Origin of the sequence: Eremococcus coleocola ACS-139-V-Col8, assembly GCF_000183205.1 — a bacterium.
Lineage (GTDB): Bacteria > Bacillota > Bacilli > Lactobacillales > Aerococcaceae > Eremococcus > Eremococcus coleocola.
In genome coordinates, this window is the sequence record NZ_AENN01000017.1 from 15,177 (window position 1) to 31,736 (window position 16,560).

The following is a 16,560-nucleotide window of genomic DNA, read 5'->3' on the forward strand; positions in this document are numbered from 1 at the left end:
AATTCACCTCTAATTCGTAGCTACGCGGTAGTAAGTATTTCCTTTTATGATATACACCTGGCTACCAGTATTACTTACATAAATACCAGCAGTCCCAGCTGCATTTTCCCAACCGAGTCCTGTATCAGAACCGAATATTCGCTGTTGTAACTTAATACCCACACCAGGATAATTTATATCTGGTTTAAGCATTGAACTAAGATAAATTGAACCATCATTACCATCCAGAGCCATCATCCGAGTATATGTGCTCTTACCTCGTTCGTTATAGCTCCATGAAATGTAAGAATCTCGTTGAGCTACCATTGATAATGATTTTCTGCCAACAAACACCCCTGAAGTATCTGCTGCATCCAGACTTTGGAACCGCCCCACCAATGTACCGTCTTTATAAATTTCCAAACCATTGCTATTAAAGGTAGTCGCTACATAGCCCGTATTCGCCATAACATCCATACCGTCACTTGTTATTCTTAGTCGATTGTTTACTCCGTTAAATAACACTTGAGCAAAGGTCGCCTTGTTACCGGATAGATTATTTACATCGATGTTATGCGATATTAGATTAGCAATCGTGGCGGAATTAGCTTTAATCGAACCAGCTTCAATGGTTTTAGCAATTAACGAATTAGCAAACGCATTATCCATGACTGTGTCGCCATCTAAGCGAATGGTTTTGCCTTTCAAGTAAATTCCATTCGCACCTAGATTAATCCTGCTAATCGCCCCAGCTTGGCCAAATAGAGCCATATCTATGCTGTTACTTTGCATTGTCATAGCGGATTTAAATGCCGCATTGTCAGCTATGGGTGGTACATAATTCGTTGCAAACTGGCCTTCTTCTAGCTGAATTTGAGCTGCTTCGATTTGATCTTCAGTGAAAATTAGTCCAAAATCAATGAACAGATTATTATGGGGACCCGTTTCAAGTTGAATCGGCTTATTATTTATCATCCTAAATGTCCAATTCGAAATTGGATAGAATTCGCCAAAACCATTAGACATGCCTGTATAGAATCCATATTGCTTATCCCCATTCAAAATGTATGGATTATTAATCCGTAAAGTGTAAGTGGTATTTTGTTTAACCTTAATAACTATACCAATATTCTTATCATTAACGCGATAGTTATATTGATCACTGTCACTACTAAAACGAACACCCTTCCACCCTTTCATTGGTCCTGGGAACAAGTTTTTATAAATGTCCTTACTTGCCTGAACTTCACCTTTAATCACTTCAGCGGTTTGATTCCAAGCAGTAATGTTATTTTTAATATCCTTAATAGTGGTTGAGCTAGCCAATGCAGTGTCAATCTGTTGGTTGAATGCAGTTGTGATTTCACCAGTTATTTCATCAATCTGTGTCTGACTTAGCGTTAAAGTAGCTTTGCCAATCTCTTGATTTATAATGTTTTTTAATTCGGTACCATTCGAAAATTCTGTCAAAGTGGTTTGGAATCCTTTTTCGGTTTCAACAATTTTCTTTTCCACTTCATCCATTGCGGTTTGAAATGCTGAATTCGTTATCTGTTCAGCAGTCTCCGCTGCAATTTTCTGCCATTCAACACCAGCGTCTTTGAGTTTCTGGTCAGCAAGCGCTTGTTCTTTTTCGATTTCTTTTAACCGAGCGTCACTTTCCTGATACTTGGTATCGATTTTTTTATTCAACTCTGCTTCAAACTGCTCTGTATCCAAGAATTTGACCCAAGATTCCCCATCCCATCGGTACATTCGAATATACTCACCATTCTGTTGCCACCACTGGTCATTTACTAAAAATCCACCTTTTGGAGGGGTTGGTTCAACTGCACTATGATAAATTTTATTGATACCATTCGCAGCTAAACGAACGTCTTGAGTTTCAGCTTCAACTCGATCAATACGCTGACTTAAGTCATTAATAAGGGTTGTTTTAAGGCTGGTATTAATATTTCCAACGGTAATAGAAATAACTGTTTCAGTCACTGGATTCCAATCCATGGCCACTACTTTAGCAGCGGTATCACGAATTCCAATTCGTGGAAACAGTATCGTCAGTGTGTCGCAAAGTTCGATTTCTTCGGCCTGTTTCAATTCGCCATCGTCCAAAGTCTTTGCCAAATCTACAAACTTCACGTCCATAGTGACCTTAGGAATACCAACTCGATTACTCTTAATATAACTTCTAGCTTTATTACGAAGCTTGTCTTGTGTGATTTCTTCTTCCATATCGAATGAACCGGAGAAATCCACCACTTGAATTCTTCGTTGTGGGTAGTTACCAGCATATTCAGAATCGATATAAAGCTCATCAATCGTGAATAAGTCTTTATCTTTAACTGCAACTGGATAAATACTGGTGTAGGTATCAGTGATATTTGTTTCTTCTTGAATATCAGTTAAATTCTTACCATAGATAATAGCAGCTTTACTTGGTCTGCCCATTTTCGACCATAGTTTCACTTTTTCATTGTCAAACTCATATTCGCCACCCCATATATCTAGGATTGAACCTTCTACACCACCTAGAACATTTCTAGCATTTTGGAACTTATCCACACGCCAGTTAGCTGTTCCGCTGGTTGATACATCAGACCACACCTCGAAATTATGCTCACCGACTAGATTATTCTTCCAAGCCGTTAAAGCAAAAGAACCGTCACCAATCGCCCCGAATTCTGGTTTTAATCCAAGGCGCTTAGTGCGGTATGAAATATGTTCTGCATAGATTTTCATGGTTTTTAGACCATGTTTTTCTACTTTAGTAATATCAAACTTTTGGCCTTTAGTGCGTGGTCCAGCAGACATCTTTAAAATGTTACCTTCTTTGATTGCTTCATAGTTTAAACCATCAAAGGGATATTCGCATTCGAAGAAATATTGTCCGTTCCGTTCACGTTTTACAACCGGATTAATAACATCCCTTAATGGCCCTAAACCATAATTTTCAAAGTTAGTTGCGTTCTTATCATAAATAAGTATCATACTTTCACCCCATAATTCGGAATGATTTTAAGAGTAAATGCTGAATTATCCCACGAAATAACATTCTTACCTTTATCCAAGTGGACAAAGTCAGAGTACAGCCAATCATATTGAGATTGGCCACGATATGTGACAGTAAGATTTTCGTTATCAATGACGATACCGCCAGTGATATTTTTTAACACCAAAGATTGGTCGTTAATTTTAATTGTCACGTTACCAGTACCGGTCAATGTCATTTTTGGATAAGCTTCACGCTTGGTAGGATTAAATAACACCCCACCATTGGAAATGGTTTTTTCAATCTGGCCAATCTTTAGATATTTAATTGGATGGATTAGAAAATCCAAAGTCCCTTTACCAAATTTCCGGACTGTTTCGGTTACATCGAAGCTATTTACTACTGCTGCCTTGTAAATATAATCTTGGTCCCAGCTCAATTCTAAATTCTTAAATCCTTTAGCAGATAACCACTCGGCTGCATCTTCTTCACGGAAGGCAATATGTCGGTAGTGGTCTGTAACGAAAGAAAATGGGAAAGACCGATTGACTGGCTTAAGCCGCTCATTATCGACTAATAGTACGCCATTTCGTCCGTCAATTTCAATTTGGTCAATATCTGGTTGAGCTGATTCAAAGCTTCCACCATTTTCAATGATCATATCTAATTCAAGCGATGAAGTGCCATTAAATTTAACATACGGGTGATAATGTTTAATCACTTAGTCTGTCCCCCTCTCTCTTGGTTATCCAAGTAAATTTCTTGAACAATGATTCAGCATCTTGTTCAGTGTTATTGTAGAAGTTTTCAATATGTAGTGACGGACTGTATCCGCCAGCCATGGCTAACTCATTTTGTGGATTAATCGCACGACTAGCATTTAAATTCATAGCTCGATTCATTGAGATTAAGTTAGGGTCTGCCACATCATAGGATAGTGAACCAACCACATCAGTGGCCATGGTGTCTGTAATCATACCGGCTATTCCTTTTACAGAATCTTTAACCTGTTGGAAGTTATTGACTAATCCGGAATTTAAACCAGACATGATAGCTTTACCGGCCGGGATCAGTAAACGTTTATCATATGAAATAGGCCCTTTATTCCGTTGAACCCATCCAGCTATACCACTAACAAAACTAGTCACACTGCCCCACATAGATTTCAAACCATTTAAGAAACCTTGCATAATCGATTGACCAGCACTCCATAAATTGACACTGGAAATATTTGAGACAATATCATTGCCTAAGCCAGTAATAGTACTTAATACATCGCCTATTAAACTGACAATACCATCAATTAAACTTTGGATAATTTTAATCCCAACACCATTCATTTCTGGATCTCTGCTTAAAAGCTGAGAAACCACATCATTCATCATCTGATTTATTTTTGATAGTAAATTAGGAATTTGTTGTATAATCCCAGTAATTAAACTACTTAAAATTTGAAACCCAGCTGATATTATTGATGGTAAGCTTGTTACAATAGCGTTGATAAAATTCATAATAACATTCAATGCCGCACTGATAATCGCTGGCAAGTTATTAATTATTCCAGATACTAAATTCAGCAACAAATCGACACCAGCCTGACGTATCATTGGTATGTTTGTCATAAGAAACTGCACAAACGTAGTGATTAACTGACCAGCAGTGGTAATCATTTGAGGGAGCGCTTGAAGAATACCATTCGCTAAATTCGTAATGATTTCAACCCCAGCTGCTAAAAATGCTGGTAGATTGGTGGTAATCCAAGTCATAATCCCAGTAATGATTGATGATAGCGAAGTCATAAAACCTGGCATTCCTGTTGTGAATCCATTACCGATATTTTGAATCATTTGTGACCCAAACTGCATCATTTGTGGTACGAACGCAGTAAAGAACCCAGCAATCGCCCCAGGTAATCCTGATAAAATATTCCCAACCATTGGGAAGAAATTGTTAAATAGGAAGTTACTGGTAGCAGTCGCCAGACCTTCAAGGGCTGGTTTAATATCTTCACCTAAAGCTAAGCCAGCTAACACATTTTTAAAGCTAGCTTTCATGGCGCCCAGTGATCCAGTAAATGTTGTCTGAGCTTCTTTTGCTGCAGTACCAGCAATACCCATGCTTTTTTGAACTAAATCAATCGCATCAACCACATCTGCATAGTTATTTAAATCAAATTTACGACCCATAGCTTCTGGGAGTTTCTCGGCGTCAGATAATAGACGCTGCATCTCTGTTTTTGTTCCCCCATAACCTAACTTAAGGTTGTCCAGCATCGTATAATTTTGCTTAGCGAATCCTTGATAAGCATCTTGAATCGCTCCAATATCAGTACCCATCTTGGCCGAATTATCAGCCATAGATAAGATTGCTTTATTAGCTGATTCAGCGGCTTTAACTGCATCCCCACCAAGTGACTGCTTCAAGGCTGCACCCATACTCACCGCTTGTTCAGCGTAGGTATTGGCTGAAATTCCAGCTGTAGCTGCTGCTTTAGCGTAGGATTTAACCGCTGCTTCAGCACCTTTATAAATGGTATCCACACCGCCAAAGGATTGCTGGAGTGCTGCACCTTCTTGGATTGAAGCAGAAATAGTATCTTTAATAGCTTTACCAACCCCTAAAGCCGCCACTGCACCCATAAGTGCTTTACCGATACCAGCACCAATTAAGCCCCCTATACCAGAGCCAGCACTAGCTGCCTCAGGTGCTAACTGTTTGCTTATCATTCCACTAATCCCTTTAGCTGAAGGGACTATCTGGACATACGCTTTTCCTAAGTCTGTTGCCATTGTCTACCTCCTTTCAAATTCTTTTAAGGCTTTTTCAAACTCCTCACTAGAATTAAATCCTTGAACTTTTTTATCTTCTTTGACTTCTTGAGTTAGCAAACTAAAAATCGATTTAGGCCGATTCCTGTTTTTTTGACCATCTTTAGTCTTGGTCCACAGTAACGTGTTTAACGCATCAACCGCCTGGGCTAATAGCATGGTGGTTATATTTATTTTTAACCCAGCTAACTTCATTTTGATTCTTGAATCATTTCTCAGACCATAGCAAAAAACAGCTACCTTGGTTGGAGGTAGCTGCTTATAATCATATATTTGATAAGTTTCTGCGAGGTCACAAATCAAAGCAGACTCGTCCAGTTTTATCATCCTAGCGAGGACTATTAGTTTTTTACCTCTTTATTAGTTTGGAAGATATCAATGACTTCATTCATCATTCCGGACAAGCTGACGATTCCATTTTCGCCACGTAAATGCTCTTTCAATGCTTTGACTTGATCATCACCCATTAACATGCTTAATAACTTGCTCATAACCGATGGGTTATTATCAAAATCTGCTAACATTTCAACAATTTCATAATCATCCAAACGGGCTTCATCTAATTCATATTTAAAACCTGTACGAGTCTTGCCTTTAATCATAACTAAGCTCCTTTACCTACAATATATTCATAGTGCGTGTCGCCATCTTGATTTGGTAATGCTTGCATGGTCAATTCATAACCGACCAATTCGTCATCCTTGTAAGGAATTTCTCCAATTTCAGACACTTTACCAATTGGGATAACCACACGCTTTTTAACACCGCTTTTCATGACCATATCCACAACTAAGCTATGCTCTGGTAACTCGGCGGTATTTGCTTTGATTTTGATACCAGCTTCTAATGTTCCTGATACATTATCTGGACCATAAACTTCTTTCAATACATCAATGTTAAGTGATTCAATCAATGTATAAGCGAAAGTATCAGATTTTTCAGTTTGCGAGGTATAGACGATATCGCCGCCCCACGCTTTGATATTTTCAGATTCTGGAGAATTCTCGTTGACCATTCCATCTTCTGAAATGTACCCTAATTGCTTAAACGCTTTATCTAATTCTGTAGTTGCATCTGTTGGAAGCTCTGTTCCAAGTGGTGCAGTGTAAACCGCACCGCCAATTTTCGGCTTGGCTGCCGATACGTTTGCTACGTTTGACATAATTACCTCCTAATAGTGATTAATATCGAATACCGCTTGATAGCGATATTCTTTAGTCGTGGGATCTGTAAAGTTATAGTTTGAGTTAAGATGAACCCCATACACCTCATCTACTTCAACTAAGTTATCAACTATCTGTATGACCTTTTCATTCAACAATGCCGCTTCATAAAGACTTGGTGCGTAACTTTGAAATGCAAAAGTGGAAGATAATAATTTATTAGTTGAAGAACCACTTGTTTTTTCGATAATGACAAATGATTCAGGCATATTATCTTGACGCTCAAAAAAAGACGGCACATCTAAGTGTCCGTCTAAGTGTATTTTTATAATCAACTCAATCATTACCGCACCGCCTTCAGTAGCGTGTTATTGTCTAGGTTATCTTTCTTGGCCTTGAATGTTTCAGCACTCACCATGGCATTGGCACGAGTTCTACCTACATAAATATCTTGTTCATAGCCATCACCAGCACGATTTTTAATGTTGGTAGCGTGATTGGTTAGAATGGATTGCATTTCTCCACTTTTTAGCAACTCTCGAACACCAGCTTTATTCAATTCAAATTTAAATTTACTCATAGCGTTCACACATCACTTTCTTATGCCATTCAAGGGGAATCATGGCTTCAATGCCTTCTTGTGGAATACCGAAAGTCCGCCAGGTCTCATTAAAAAACTTCACTGTCCGATTCTGCCAATCGTGACTATCACCTTTAGGAATGGCAAGCGTATAGACCGCCTTGCGCCCCGTAAGGTTTAATTGATTGGTTATATCTTCAGTGGAGCTGGGGGCGATTAAAACATTATCGACCGGAATTTCCACTTCTTCATATGTTTCATTTCCGAATGGGTCTTGGCCGCTCTTAATCTTGTCGATCAAGAGTACAGTCACACCATGGATCTTTCTTGTCATAAAGTTCAATCACCCCATATCTAGCTTTTCTAAGACCTAAGCGCCGCAATTCATCCCGTTTGATGAACAATCCACCTCCAGGCGAAAGATAAGTCCCTGAAAAAGAATAACCAAGAGCCGACTCAGAAAATTGAGTCATTGGCTCCTGGTCTGTAGCAGTCATTAGCGTTCTAGCAACCACATCAACCACCACAGATTTCACCACAGTGGCATAAGCTGAATTGTCAGCGGTCATGGCATCTAGGTCTTTACCAACCTTATCAGCTTCTAACCGCAAAGAATCGGACACTACTTCAATTAAAGCAGTTGTCCGGTCAATTTCATCAGGTTTTAATGGTCGCCATAATTTGATAACATCGTCGACTGTCGCAAATGTAGTCATTGGCTATCACTTACTTTCTTTAGGTTCTTCTTTCTTTGTTTTACTGCGTGTTGTAGTCTTTTTGACCGGTTCCCAAGCACCCTCTAGCGGAGAAGGTGAAGCAACCACAACACCCGTCTTTTTATGCTTGTATTCGTTCATATTAAGCCTCTTTTACACGAGCAAAGGCAGTTTTGTCTAAGATACCCCATCCAATGTATGCTTCAGCACGAAGTAAGATTTCGTTATATGCTTTCAAGTCACGACCTGTTTGGTCTGGATCACCATACTCGATAATTTCCATTGGAATATTTTCAGCATAACCCCACTTGAACATATTTTGGAAGTCACCAACAATCGCATGATCTTTTTCTGCATTTTCACTATTTACAACTAAAGTGCGGTTGATATCAGACTTCATACCATAAAAAGCGTCTGGGTTTTGACCGAAACGGAATTCTGGGAAGATGGACGCTTTATTCGTATCTTTTAAGGCCGCTAATGCACCACCCGCAGCAGGTGATAAAGCTAAACCATTGACACTAAATCCTAGCCCAACAACACCAGTTACTGCAGTTTCAATATTCTCATCAATTTTAGCGGCATTATAAGGAACAGTTGTATCAACTAAACCGTCAAATGAGTTAGTATCATGAAAAGAAGAAGCCTTGGTTAATGATTTAGGTTCTAAACCATGAATTGCAGCGATATCAAATGCTTCAGCGATTTTCTTAGAAAATCCATCCGCAAATGCTTGTAAGTATTGAATTCGTTTTTCTTCCGCACAGTTTACAAATTCATCAGTGACACGAGCTTGATATACGAATTTTAAAGGTTTGATAATCTTAGAAGTGACTGTTGCCGTACCTTCTTTTTTCTGTTCGCCTTCACCTACGATTTGAGCGTTACCGTCTAAATTAAATACAAATTGTTCAATTCCAGCAAATGGAATTGGAGTTTGATCAGATAATTTTGCTAAGGTTGAGTGACCTTGAACCTTGCTAAACATTTCAGAAACGAGTGTTTGTGGGAATAATTCCCCTGCTTTTAAAGTTGGCATATTTTTTATTCTCCTTTTTAATCTCTATTTGTTAAACTTCTTGCCATTTGTTTCCAACCGTCATCATCACCAACTTGTGGTTCTAATGACTTCATTGGTGCAGTATTTTTAGGTTTTAAATAACTTGATAACTGTTCAGCATCTGCTGCCATATCTTCTTCGGTATCACCTTTAATACGATTGGCCAAATCTAAAGGCAATCCATACTTCACTGCTATAGAGTTGCGAATTTTTTCTGTTTCATAACCAGAAATTTTAGCTTCATAATCGGCAGCTTTCGTTTCGAAGTCTTTAATTGCTGCAGTTGCTTTTTCAGCGTTTTCTTTTAATGCACCATTTTCAGTTTCCAATTCTTTAACACGAGAATTAATTTCATCAAAATTATCAATTCTCGATTTCAAGTCAGCGAGCTCTTTTTGGTGTTTGTCTCGCTCACGATCTAAACGAGCTTTAATAATTGAATCTAATTCTTCTTGTGTTTCGATTGTTTTAAATTCTGACATTGTTAAATGTCTCCTTTCTCCGCATTTCCCGTGCGTTCGGTAGATGTATCATCCGCTTAGCGGTTTAATACCTGATTTGTTGCTTCTTCTTAGGCTTAACACTTAAGCAAGCCCAATGCGCTAGCAATGCACTATCCATTAATGCGATGTCCATATCTTCGAATTGACACTTATAACCAAACCCACCATTGGTACCAATATTCCGTTTCTCACAGTTTGTGACAACCTTGGTCAGTGATGGCTGGTCTGCATGTAAGATAGATTTCTGATAAATACCTTGTTCCCAAAGAGAATTGGCATTGATGATTTCTTTAACCGTTGGAAACGTTGGTGTTTTTAGCTTATGGTCTTTCATTTCTTTAGCTAAAATATTTTGACCACTTGCACCATCGATAACCACAGTCTGGATATCCGCTTTTGTTAGAAAATCAATAAGCCACTGGTTACCATTCCGGACGGATTGGCAATCAATGGCTTCAATAAATATTTTGTCATTTTCAGTTTTCGCAGCAATAGACATAGCCACATTCTCACCATCAATCCCAAACTTAATCCCAACAGATAACTTGGACACCAGCTTAGGTAACTGTGTTACTTTAAGTTCTTTCCATTCTGTTTCAGATATAGCTGATTTCTGGTTGTATGTTGGCCAGTAACCTAACCGTTGAACATTGTGGTCAAGTTTATCTTCACCAAGTTCAGCTTCAATTTTTCGCTCATTTAAGTGATACCCCATGGAAGGATTGCATTCGTACCACGCTTCCACATCGTGTATGTCGGTCATCTCCGTCACTGACCATTCTGCCCAACCAGAGTATTTACTTTGGCCAAACAGTACTTTCTTGCGGTAATCAGTAAATACGGTACCGCTCGATACCGGAGTAGGTGGCGTACCACACATGACAGTCATAGGATTTGAACTGTCTGAAACGGTATATTTCAAAGCTGATTCTTGTTCAATGGTATATTCTTGGGCTTCATCAATGACAAGCAAGTCAAATCCTTCACCTAAACCACCGCTGGAAGTCCGAGTCCGGAATTGGATAATCCCATCGGTTTTGAGTAACTCAATCCGTTCTTGGCCTTTTGCTTTAATCGAAGCGAAGTCCTCGCCTTCCACATACCCCATACTCTCAAAGTATTTTTTCATTTTTTCGAATGAACTATGTGACGTGGAAATTCGGTGCGCTGTGTGTAGGATATTCAAGCCATGTTCCAACGCCCAAATTTCTAGAATATAGACAATTTCTGTCTTACCATTCCGCCGAGGAATTGAGTAACCAAATTTCTGATGTTGCCACAAGCCTTCTTCATCAATTGCCATGATTGGCTTGAGTAGTTGCTCTTGCCATTCATACACATCATTTTTAGTGCGTTTATAGTAGTCAATTGCTTCTTGATATCGACTATCATAATCACCTTGGGAAACAAATACCGATTGCGTAGGAGTTTGACGGCCTTTTTTCGTTTCAGCCATGGGTTTCTCCTTTCAATCAAAAAAAGCAGTTTTATGTCTTACTCGGGACAGTCATAATCTTCATCACTTTCAACAGTAAACTTAATTTCGTCCAACATTGCCATTTCGTTATCCTGGACTGCTTGATCATAACCCGTCTCATAGGCTAAAATAATCGCCCAGATTAAATCTTTAACCTTCATAACTCCTCCTAGTTAACGCCCTAGTAGCGAGATACAGCTTTACGCATCGGATCACCTTAAACCTTTCTATCAGTTTTCATAGGTTTCAAGAATGGTTCACCCCCTATAATTTATTACAGGAGCACAAGGACTCGAACCTTGATTTGTGGTTTTGGAGACCACCGTCTTACCCCTTAGACCATGCCCCTTTAATTCAGGGCATAAAAAATAGCCGTGTTTCCACGACTTAATTACTCCTAACATACTCCGAAATCGTGCGAATTTGCGTGCGGTTTTCGCACGATTCACTCACGTTTACTGACGATAAGAATATGATTATATTAAGCTTTGTAGTTGTTTCTCTCGAGATAGTGTCTAGATTTTTGCACGATTAACTCACGATTACTAAACGTTATTAGTAAACTTCCCACATTTTCTGCAAGTAGCATAACTTCCTGCTAATCCATATTCTCGCCAAGTCCAATCATGGATACAGAAGAATGTTTGAATAAACCATCGTTTCAACTTATATATCGTATACATTTCCAATCACCCTTTTGCTAGTCAAGATACCTTTTAAACCTTTTCAATGGTTTCAAGCAAGGTTCACCTCCTTTAATTCCACTGTTTCGTCCAAACATTTTGATGTCTGCCGGTACCTGGGTCATATTCAACCGTACAAGTGCAGTTATCATGTCTACGGTAAACATCGGCTGGAACATTTGGATAAGTATAAGTCCCAGCTAAAGACCGACACCATTTACACGCTCTACCATGCAATGTTCGAGTAATGGTCGGTTTTAATCCGGATTTATGGTGGAATTCTGCGTTAGCTTCTATCATGTCATCGATAACCGACTGGCTAAAAGTAACCACCGGTTTATCGATAATCCATTTAATATCATTAAAACTTTCTTCACTGCTAATTCGGTTAATCAGTCCGTTAATCCTGTCTTGATTTACTTTCGGCACTTGAGCTTTCAAATGAACGCCAGCATTCTCATTGAGTATGGTTTGAACTGTTTCGCCATAATCACTAACCAGCTTGTAATTTTCTTTCAGTGTTGGGTTCAAAATTCGTTCAGCAATATTATAATACATCCGCCCATCTGGAAGTTGGCTGGATTGCACATTCTTTTCTAAAACATTGGACAGTATTTCTCCAATCTTCACTGCATAGGCTTGCGCATCAACATAGGTCACGTTTTTATCGTAAAGTCTAAGCAGTAACTTCTTTAATGTCGCATCGTGATCTGTTGTCAATTTAAACTCATTCTGGATGGCTTCTAAGAGACCTGGAACAATATCATTAACCATCTAATTCAGCCCCTTTTATCCCAGTTAAATCTCGAATGGTTTCGCCATTGATGTAACCTGGAATTGCTTGATTAAGTTTAATTGCACCGTCACCGATTAAGGTTAATGTATTGGCATCGGCTTCAAACAATGGTTCCCACTTCGGTTGAGTATTTACAAACTGGGTCCGTCGATACTGCACACCATCACGCAAACACGCTGACAAATATGCCACGTTCAGTAAACCAGCACCAAGGCTCCGTTGGGCTTTCCGTCCAGCTAAGCGTAAGTTCTCATGACTGGCACGAATTGCTTCCACGCTTGCTGGATTATCCGACACGAAGCCAAGGTCATCCATGGTCAAACCAGTTTCACCAGCAAACCCAGCTGCTGCCATTTTTAACTGGTCAATAAATGGTGTCATGGTTGATGTAGTGAATTGACCAAGTTTAGGGACATCACCGTCTTCATCCTTGGTAAATTCCAACATACTTGAAATGGTGGCTCGCCAAGTGTCCAGCGCATCGGCTTCTTGGCTCGTACCAACTACATATTTTTGCGGAAATGAATAGAATTCAGCAGTAATTTCAGACCGAACCATGGCACGTTGTGCATATTGTTGCCAGTAAATACCAGCTCGAGTAATTCTTGATCGTCCGAATGGTCGCTTAGAGTCGGATAAGTGAATCACTGGCACCAGTAGAGGGTGTCCGGTTGGATTTTCGATTTCATAAGGTTCATCCAATCGTCTATCAAGATAAATCGTGGTGTCCGGCAAGAAATAAGCTTCAATCAATGGTTGGTCATGTTCGTCACGTTCAAGTACTGCATATCCTTCGGTAAGCAAGCCAGTAGTCGGGTCAATGACTCCAGTCGCATTGTTTGCTTCAATCACTTGTAAGCGTGGCTGGCCGTTCTCGTCCGGGCTGATATAAACAAAGCAGCACGATCCAATCAAAGCTGATAAGACCGCACTGTCGAAGAAGATATCTGGATTATTCAATTTAAAGATATCATTGACAAGGAAGTCATCATTCGTGAATTCCCGAAATACCAACCGATTGGCTAAACTATCCACACTTTTGGAAGTCCAGCCTAGAATGGCTCTGAACCGCCTATATAAGTCTGGAGGGATTGTAATCCCAAGCGATGGGTCAAAGTATTGCATAGCATAGTATCGGTACCGTGCATCTACCCGTAATTTATGATGATTCAGCTTTTTTCTTAAGTAATCGATTCCTGATTTTTCCATTTCATCTTCCTTTCAAATAATTCACGCGAAAAAATGTACAGTACGCCGGGGAAGCTCGGCCGAGCCCGGGGGAAGGGTCTCACCCCCCTATGCTCTAAAAGCGCTCCAATCGCAGCTATGGGGCAAATTACGATTACCAATAATTAATGTTTTTTGTTCAATAATATTGAAAAGTTTGTCTGATTTCTGCCTGTTGCATGACCAATGAGCCAGCTGGAGGTTGGCTAGGTCTGATGGGTGGCCACCTTTCGCAATTGGTATGATGTGGTCAATCACTGGGGCCATGGGGTCTGGATATTTTAAATGTGTATCGACTGGTTTACCGCAAATACCGCAAACGTTTTGAGTCTTTAGTATTCGTTGCTTGTTCTTATTAAAGGCAGCACGGTGCTTACCCTCTCGGTCTGGTCTTGGCATGGGTCACCTACATTCTATACGGGGGGTATTCATAAGGGGGGGTATTAAAAGTAAAAGGGGGTATATTATAAAAACCACCCCGACTTGCGAGGTGGTAAAGAGGAATATGTTTGTGGTCATCATCCACGATATTAGTATGTCATGTTTAAGGTGTTATATCTACACGATTTTATAACAATCAGATAATTTCTCCAATTTTTTCTGCTAATAAGTTGCAAGCCCTTGTACATATCCTGTAAACAGTCATGTGACTTATTCTTTCTTCTTTTTCTTTACTATCAGAATATTTTTTCGCTAGCTCTGTATATGTATAACAATCTTCAAAATAATACTCTTTAACAATTTCTCTTTGTTTGTCGTCCAGTTCTGCTAACACTTCGTCTATGGATTTAATCCACAATCGGCGGTTAGCAATGTATGGATCAGATTCCCACTTAATCACTAGCGACTCTTGCGGATTGCTAGTGCGGCCAATGGATTTAATACCAGCGTTAAAATCGGCCTGCTTATGTTCTAAATCCCACTTGCGGTATTGAATTTCTTTAAGATAGTTCGGATAACCTCTGAACCTATCTTCCATTCTTCGTTTGGTATCTTTATCCACTCAACCACCCCTAGAAATAATTGTACCGAGTTGATTCATTTATCGTAACTATGGAGAAGTCAATCAGACTTAGATAGGTATCTTCCACAGTTCTTATCTGTGAGGATTGCACATTAACATCTTTTAGTTTAGATACTCTCAAGGTATTACTATTGAGTAGAATCCGTTCATTGATGAGGTCTTTCACTTCGTCTTCCATCCAGAATAATTGTTGCAGGTATTCCTTAACTTCCATCCACACACTCCTTAGTCCGATTGTTGTTCAAATTCATAAATCAACTTAATAATCTCTTCTCGACTCACAGGTTGCAATTGATGCGTAGTGCGATGTGTCGTCTGTTTGATAACCCATTGGTCACCATGTTTTTCGATGGTTAGCATCAGACCCGACCCCTCAATTCCTTACCGCACTTGCTACACCTAATTATATAATAATTTTTATCCAATTTGTTGACGATTTTACTTTCTGTGTATCGATGTCTGCAGAATAATTGTTTAATCAACTTTATCATTGTCACACCCCATTCCTTTTCACCATAAATAACTTCTCATACTTACCCCCTGAGCCTGTGCCACTTTGGCTGGTTGGTTTTGCTTTTTTAAACTCAAAGACACATTCAAAGCGGTTGTCCGATATTTCATAACTACTTAGTAAAACTATATTTTTCTTAGCAGTTTTAACACACCAATCATAAAACTCGGAGTAATCTATTTGCGATTTGTAGGAATTTTGTGTGTTCTCATAAGGCGGGTCAAGATAAATTATCTGGTCGGTCAGGTCGCTAAAATGCTGGTAAGGTTCGGTGGATATGGATAGGATCGAATTGCTAAAGCTATATGGCATATTACCGGGCGACTCTGTTCGGCTTAGTTGATGTAGCTTGTTCAACTGTTCCAAACGTTGCAACTGTTCCAAATGTGGCAAGTGTTGAACCCTTTGTAACTGACCTATGTGTTCAAGCGATTGAACCCTTTGTAACTGACCTATGTGTTCCAACTGTTGAACCTCTCTAGCTTCCTTACTCTTATAATCAGCTAATACCTTTTTATAAGTATTCGTCTGTTTATAACCGTTAAAAACATCATGATTGTCTATAATATCTTTAGCTAAATGGTATTTAATATCGCTTATAGCTTCGTTGTAAAGATAATTTTCTCTCTTGTTACCAAACGAATTGACAAGTAACTTTAATTCATCATCAATCGTTTTATCTTCCTTGTCTCTAAGTTTTAAAAACTCTTCCCTACTGATAACCAATGTTTTAAGGTATTCCCTATCGCTATACAGTACCTTGGTAAACATTCTAACTGCTGTTGAGTCTAAATCATTATAGTGTACTGGTATCCCATTAATGATGCACTCTGCTGTAATTGCACCACCGCCACCAAATATGTCATAAACCTTTTTATCTTTTAGATCAAAGTTCTGTTTTATGATCTCTATAATCTTCTTAGATATTTTCTTTTTACTTCCTTGATATGGTAACCCCACTGGCTTACCTTTTCTGATTTTCTTTTCATCCAAAATTAATTTCATATATAAAAGGAATAGAAAA

Annotated in this window: 21 protein-coding genes and 1 tRNA gene; all 22 read right to left on the bottom strand. The window is 39.1% G+C overall.

Going from position 1 to position 16,560, the window contains the following annotated elements; translation table 11 throughout:
* Positions 1 to 9: 9 nt before the first annotated feature.
* Complete coding sequence (locus HMPREF9257_RS08830; RefSeq protein WP_006418953.1) at positions 10 to 2,967, bottom strand: phage tail spike protein; 2,958 nt, start codon at positions 2,965 to 2,967, stop codon at positions 10 to 12.
* The gene (locus tag HMPREF9257_RS06760; RefSeq protein WP_006418907.1) at positions 2,964 to 3,689 is read right to left on the bottom strand and encodes a phage tail domain-containing protein; all 726 of its coding nucleotides are present in this window, start codon (positions 3,687 to 3,689) and stop codon (positions 2,964 to 2,966) included. The genes HMPREF9257_RS08830 and HMPREF9257_RS06760 overlap by 4 nt, the downstream gene beginning before the upstream one ends.
* A complete protein-coding gene (locus HMPREF9257_RS06765) occupies positions 3,682 to 5,757 on the bottom strand; it encodes a phage tail protein (protein ID WP_050782838.1) in 2,076 nt (691 codons plus the stop codon). Before HMPREF9257_RS06765 ends, HMPREF9257_RS06760 begins: the two co-directional genes overlap by 8 nt.
* A gap of 3 nt (positions 5,758 to 5,760) precedes the next feature.
* A complete protein-coding gene (locus tag HMPREF9257_RS06770) occupies positions 5,761 to 6,123 on the bottom strand; it encodes a DUF5361 domain-containing protein (RefSeq protein ID WP_040466783.1) in 363 nt (120 codons plus the stop codon).
* Positions 6,124 to 6,137: 14 nt separating this feature from the next.
* The gene (locus tag HMPREF9257_RS06775) at positions 6,138 to 6,398 is read right to left on the bottom strand and encodes a hypothetical protein (protein ID WP_006418957.1); all 261 of its coding nucleotides are present in this window, start codon (positions 6,396 to 6,398) and stop codon (positions 6,138 to 6,140) included.
* Between the two features lie 2 nt (positions 6,399 to 6,400).
* The gene (locus HMPREF9257_RS06780) at positions 6,401 to 6,958 is read right to left on the bottom strand and encodes a phage tail tube protein (protein WP_006418751.1); all 558 of its coding nucleotides are present in this window, start codon (positions 6,956 to 6,958) and stop codon (positions 6,401 to 6,403) included.
* A gap of 9 nt (positions 6,959 to 6,967) precedes the next feature.
* Positions 6,968 to 7,303, bottom strand: a complete 336-nt coding sequence (locus HMPREF9257_RS06785) for a hypothetical protein (RefSeq protein WP_006418837.1) — start codon at positions 7,301 to 7,303, stop codon at positions 6,968 to 6,970.
* Positions 7,303 to 7,539 (bottom strand): hypothetical protein, encoded by a 237-nt coding sequence (locus tag HMPREF9257_RS06790; protein WP_006418892.1) that lies wholly within the window; start codon positions 7,537 to 7,539, stop codon positions 7,303 to 7,305. Before HMPREF9257_RS06790 ends, HMPREF9257_RS06785 begins: the two co-directional genes overlap by 1 nt.
* On the bottom strand, positions 7,532 to 7,873 hold the full coding sequence (locus HMPREF9257_RS06795; protein ID WP_040466784.1) for a hypothetical protein: 342 nt from the start codon (positions 7,871 to 7,873) through the stop codon (positions 7,532 to 7,534). Before HMPREF9257_RS06795 ends, HMPREF9257_RS06790 begins: the two co-directional genes overlap by 8 nt.
* A complete protein-coding gene (locus HMPREF9257_RS06800; RefSeq protein ID WP_006418820.1) occupies positions 7,824 to 8,255 on the bottom strand; it encodes a phage Gp19/Gp15/Gp42 family protein in 432 nt (143 codons plus the stop codon). The genes HMPREF9257_RS06795 and HMPREF9257_RS06800 overlap by 50 nt, the downstream gene beginning before the upstream one ends.
* A 6-nt stretch (positions 8,256 to 8,261) precedes the next feature.
* Positions 8,262 to 8,396 (bottom strand): hypothetical protein, encoded by a 135-nt coding sequence (locus tag HMPREF9257_RS09540; protein WP_006418797.1) that lies wholly within the window; start codon positions 8,394 to 8,396, stop codon positions 8,262 to 8,264.
* Between the two features lies 1 nt (position 8,397).
* Positions 8,398 to 9,294: a phage major capsid protein gene (locus tag HMPREF9257_RS06805; RefSeq protein WP_006418959.1), complete on the bottom strand. Its 897-nt coding sequence runs from the start codon at positions 9,292 to 9,294 to the stop codon at positions 8,398 to 8,400.
* 17 nt (positions 9,295 to 9,311) lie between these two features.
* Complete coding sequence (locus HMPREF9257_RS06810; RefSeq protein WP_006418753.1) at positions 9,312 to 9,797, bottom strand: capsid assembly scaffolding protein Gp46 family protein; 486 nt, start codon at positions 9,795 to 9,797, stop codon at positions 9,312 to 9,314.
* A gap of 64 nt (positions 9,798 to 9,861) precedes the next feature.
* Positions 9,862 to 11,274, bottom strand: coding sequence for a DEAD/DEAH box helicase family protein (locus HMPREF9257_RS06815; protein ID WP_006418884.1), 1,413 nt, complete (start codon positions 11,272 to 11,274; stop codon positions 9,862 to 9,864).
* A 38-nt stretch (positions 11,275 to 11,312) separates the two neighbouring features.
* The gene (locus HMPREF9257_RS09305) at positions 11,313 to 11,456 is read right to left on the bottom strand and encodes a hypothetical protein (protein WP_006418743.1); all 144 of its coding nucleotides are present in this window, start codon (positions 11,454 to 11,456) and stop codon (positions 11,313 to 11,315) included.
* 116 nt (positions 11,457 to 11,572) lie between these two features.
* Positions 11,573 to 11,644, bottom strand: a tRNA-Trp gene (locus HMPREF9257_RS06820).
* 406 nt (positions 11,645 to 12,050) lie between these two features.
* Positions 12,051 to 12,698: a hypothetical protein gene (locus HMPREF9257_RS06825; protein WP_142977866.1), complete on the bottom strand. Its 648-nt coding sequence runs from the start codon at positions 12,696 to 12,698 to the stop codon at positions 12,051 to 12,053.
* A 46-nt stretch (positions 12,699 to 12,744) separates the two neighbouring features.
* Entirely contained in the window at positions 12,745 to 13,983 is a 1,239-nt protein-coding gene (locus tag HMPREF9257_RS06830; protein ID WP_006418851.1) for a phage portal protein, read from the bottom strand.
* Positions 13,984 to 14,070: 87 nt separating this feature from the next.
* Positions 14,071 to 14,400 carry an HNH endonuclease gene (locus HMPREF9257_RS06835; protein WP_006418742.1) on the bottom strand — a complete coding sequence of 110 codons (330 nt, stop codon included), beginning with the start codon at positions 14,398 to 14,400 and terminating at the stop codon, positions 14,071 to 14,073.
* A gap of 178 nt (positions 14,401 to 14,578) precedes the next feature.
* Positions 14,579 to 15,004: a phage transcriptional regulator, RinA family gene (locus HMPREF9257_RS06840; protein WP_006418926.1), complete on the bottom strand. Its 426-nt coding sequence runs from the start codon at positions 15,002 to 15,004 to the stop codon at positions 14,579 to 14,581.
* A gap of 10 nt (positions 15,005 to 15,014) precedes the next feature.
* A complete protein-coding gene (locus HMPREF9257_RS06845) occupies positions 15,015 to 15,239 on the bottom strand; it encodes a hypothetical protein (RefSeq protein WP_006418889.1) in 225 nt (74 codons plus the stop codon).
* A 279-nt stretch (positions 15,240 to 15,518) separates the two neighbouring features.
* The gene (locus HMPREF9257_RS06850; protein WP_006418734.1) at positions 15,519 to 16,541 is read right to left on the bottom strand and encodes a DNA adenine methylase; all 1,023 of its coding nucleotides are present in this window, start codon (positions 16,539 to 16,541) and stop codon (positions 15,519 to 15,521) included.
* Positions 16,542 to 16,560: the final 19 nt, after the last annotated feature.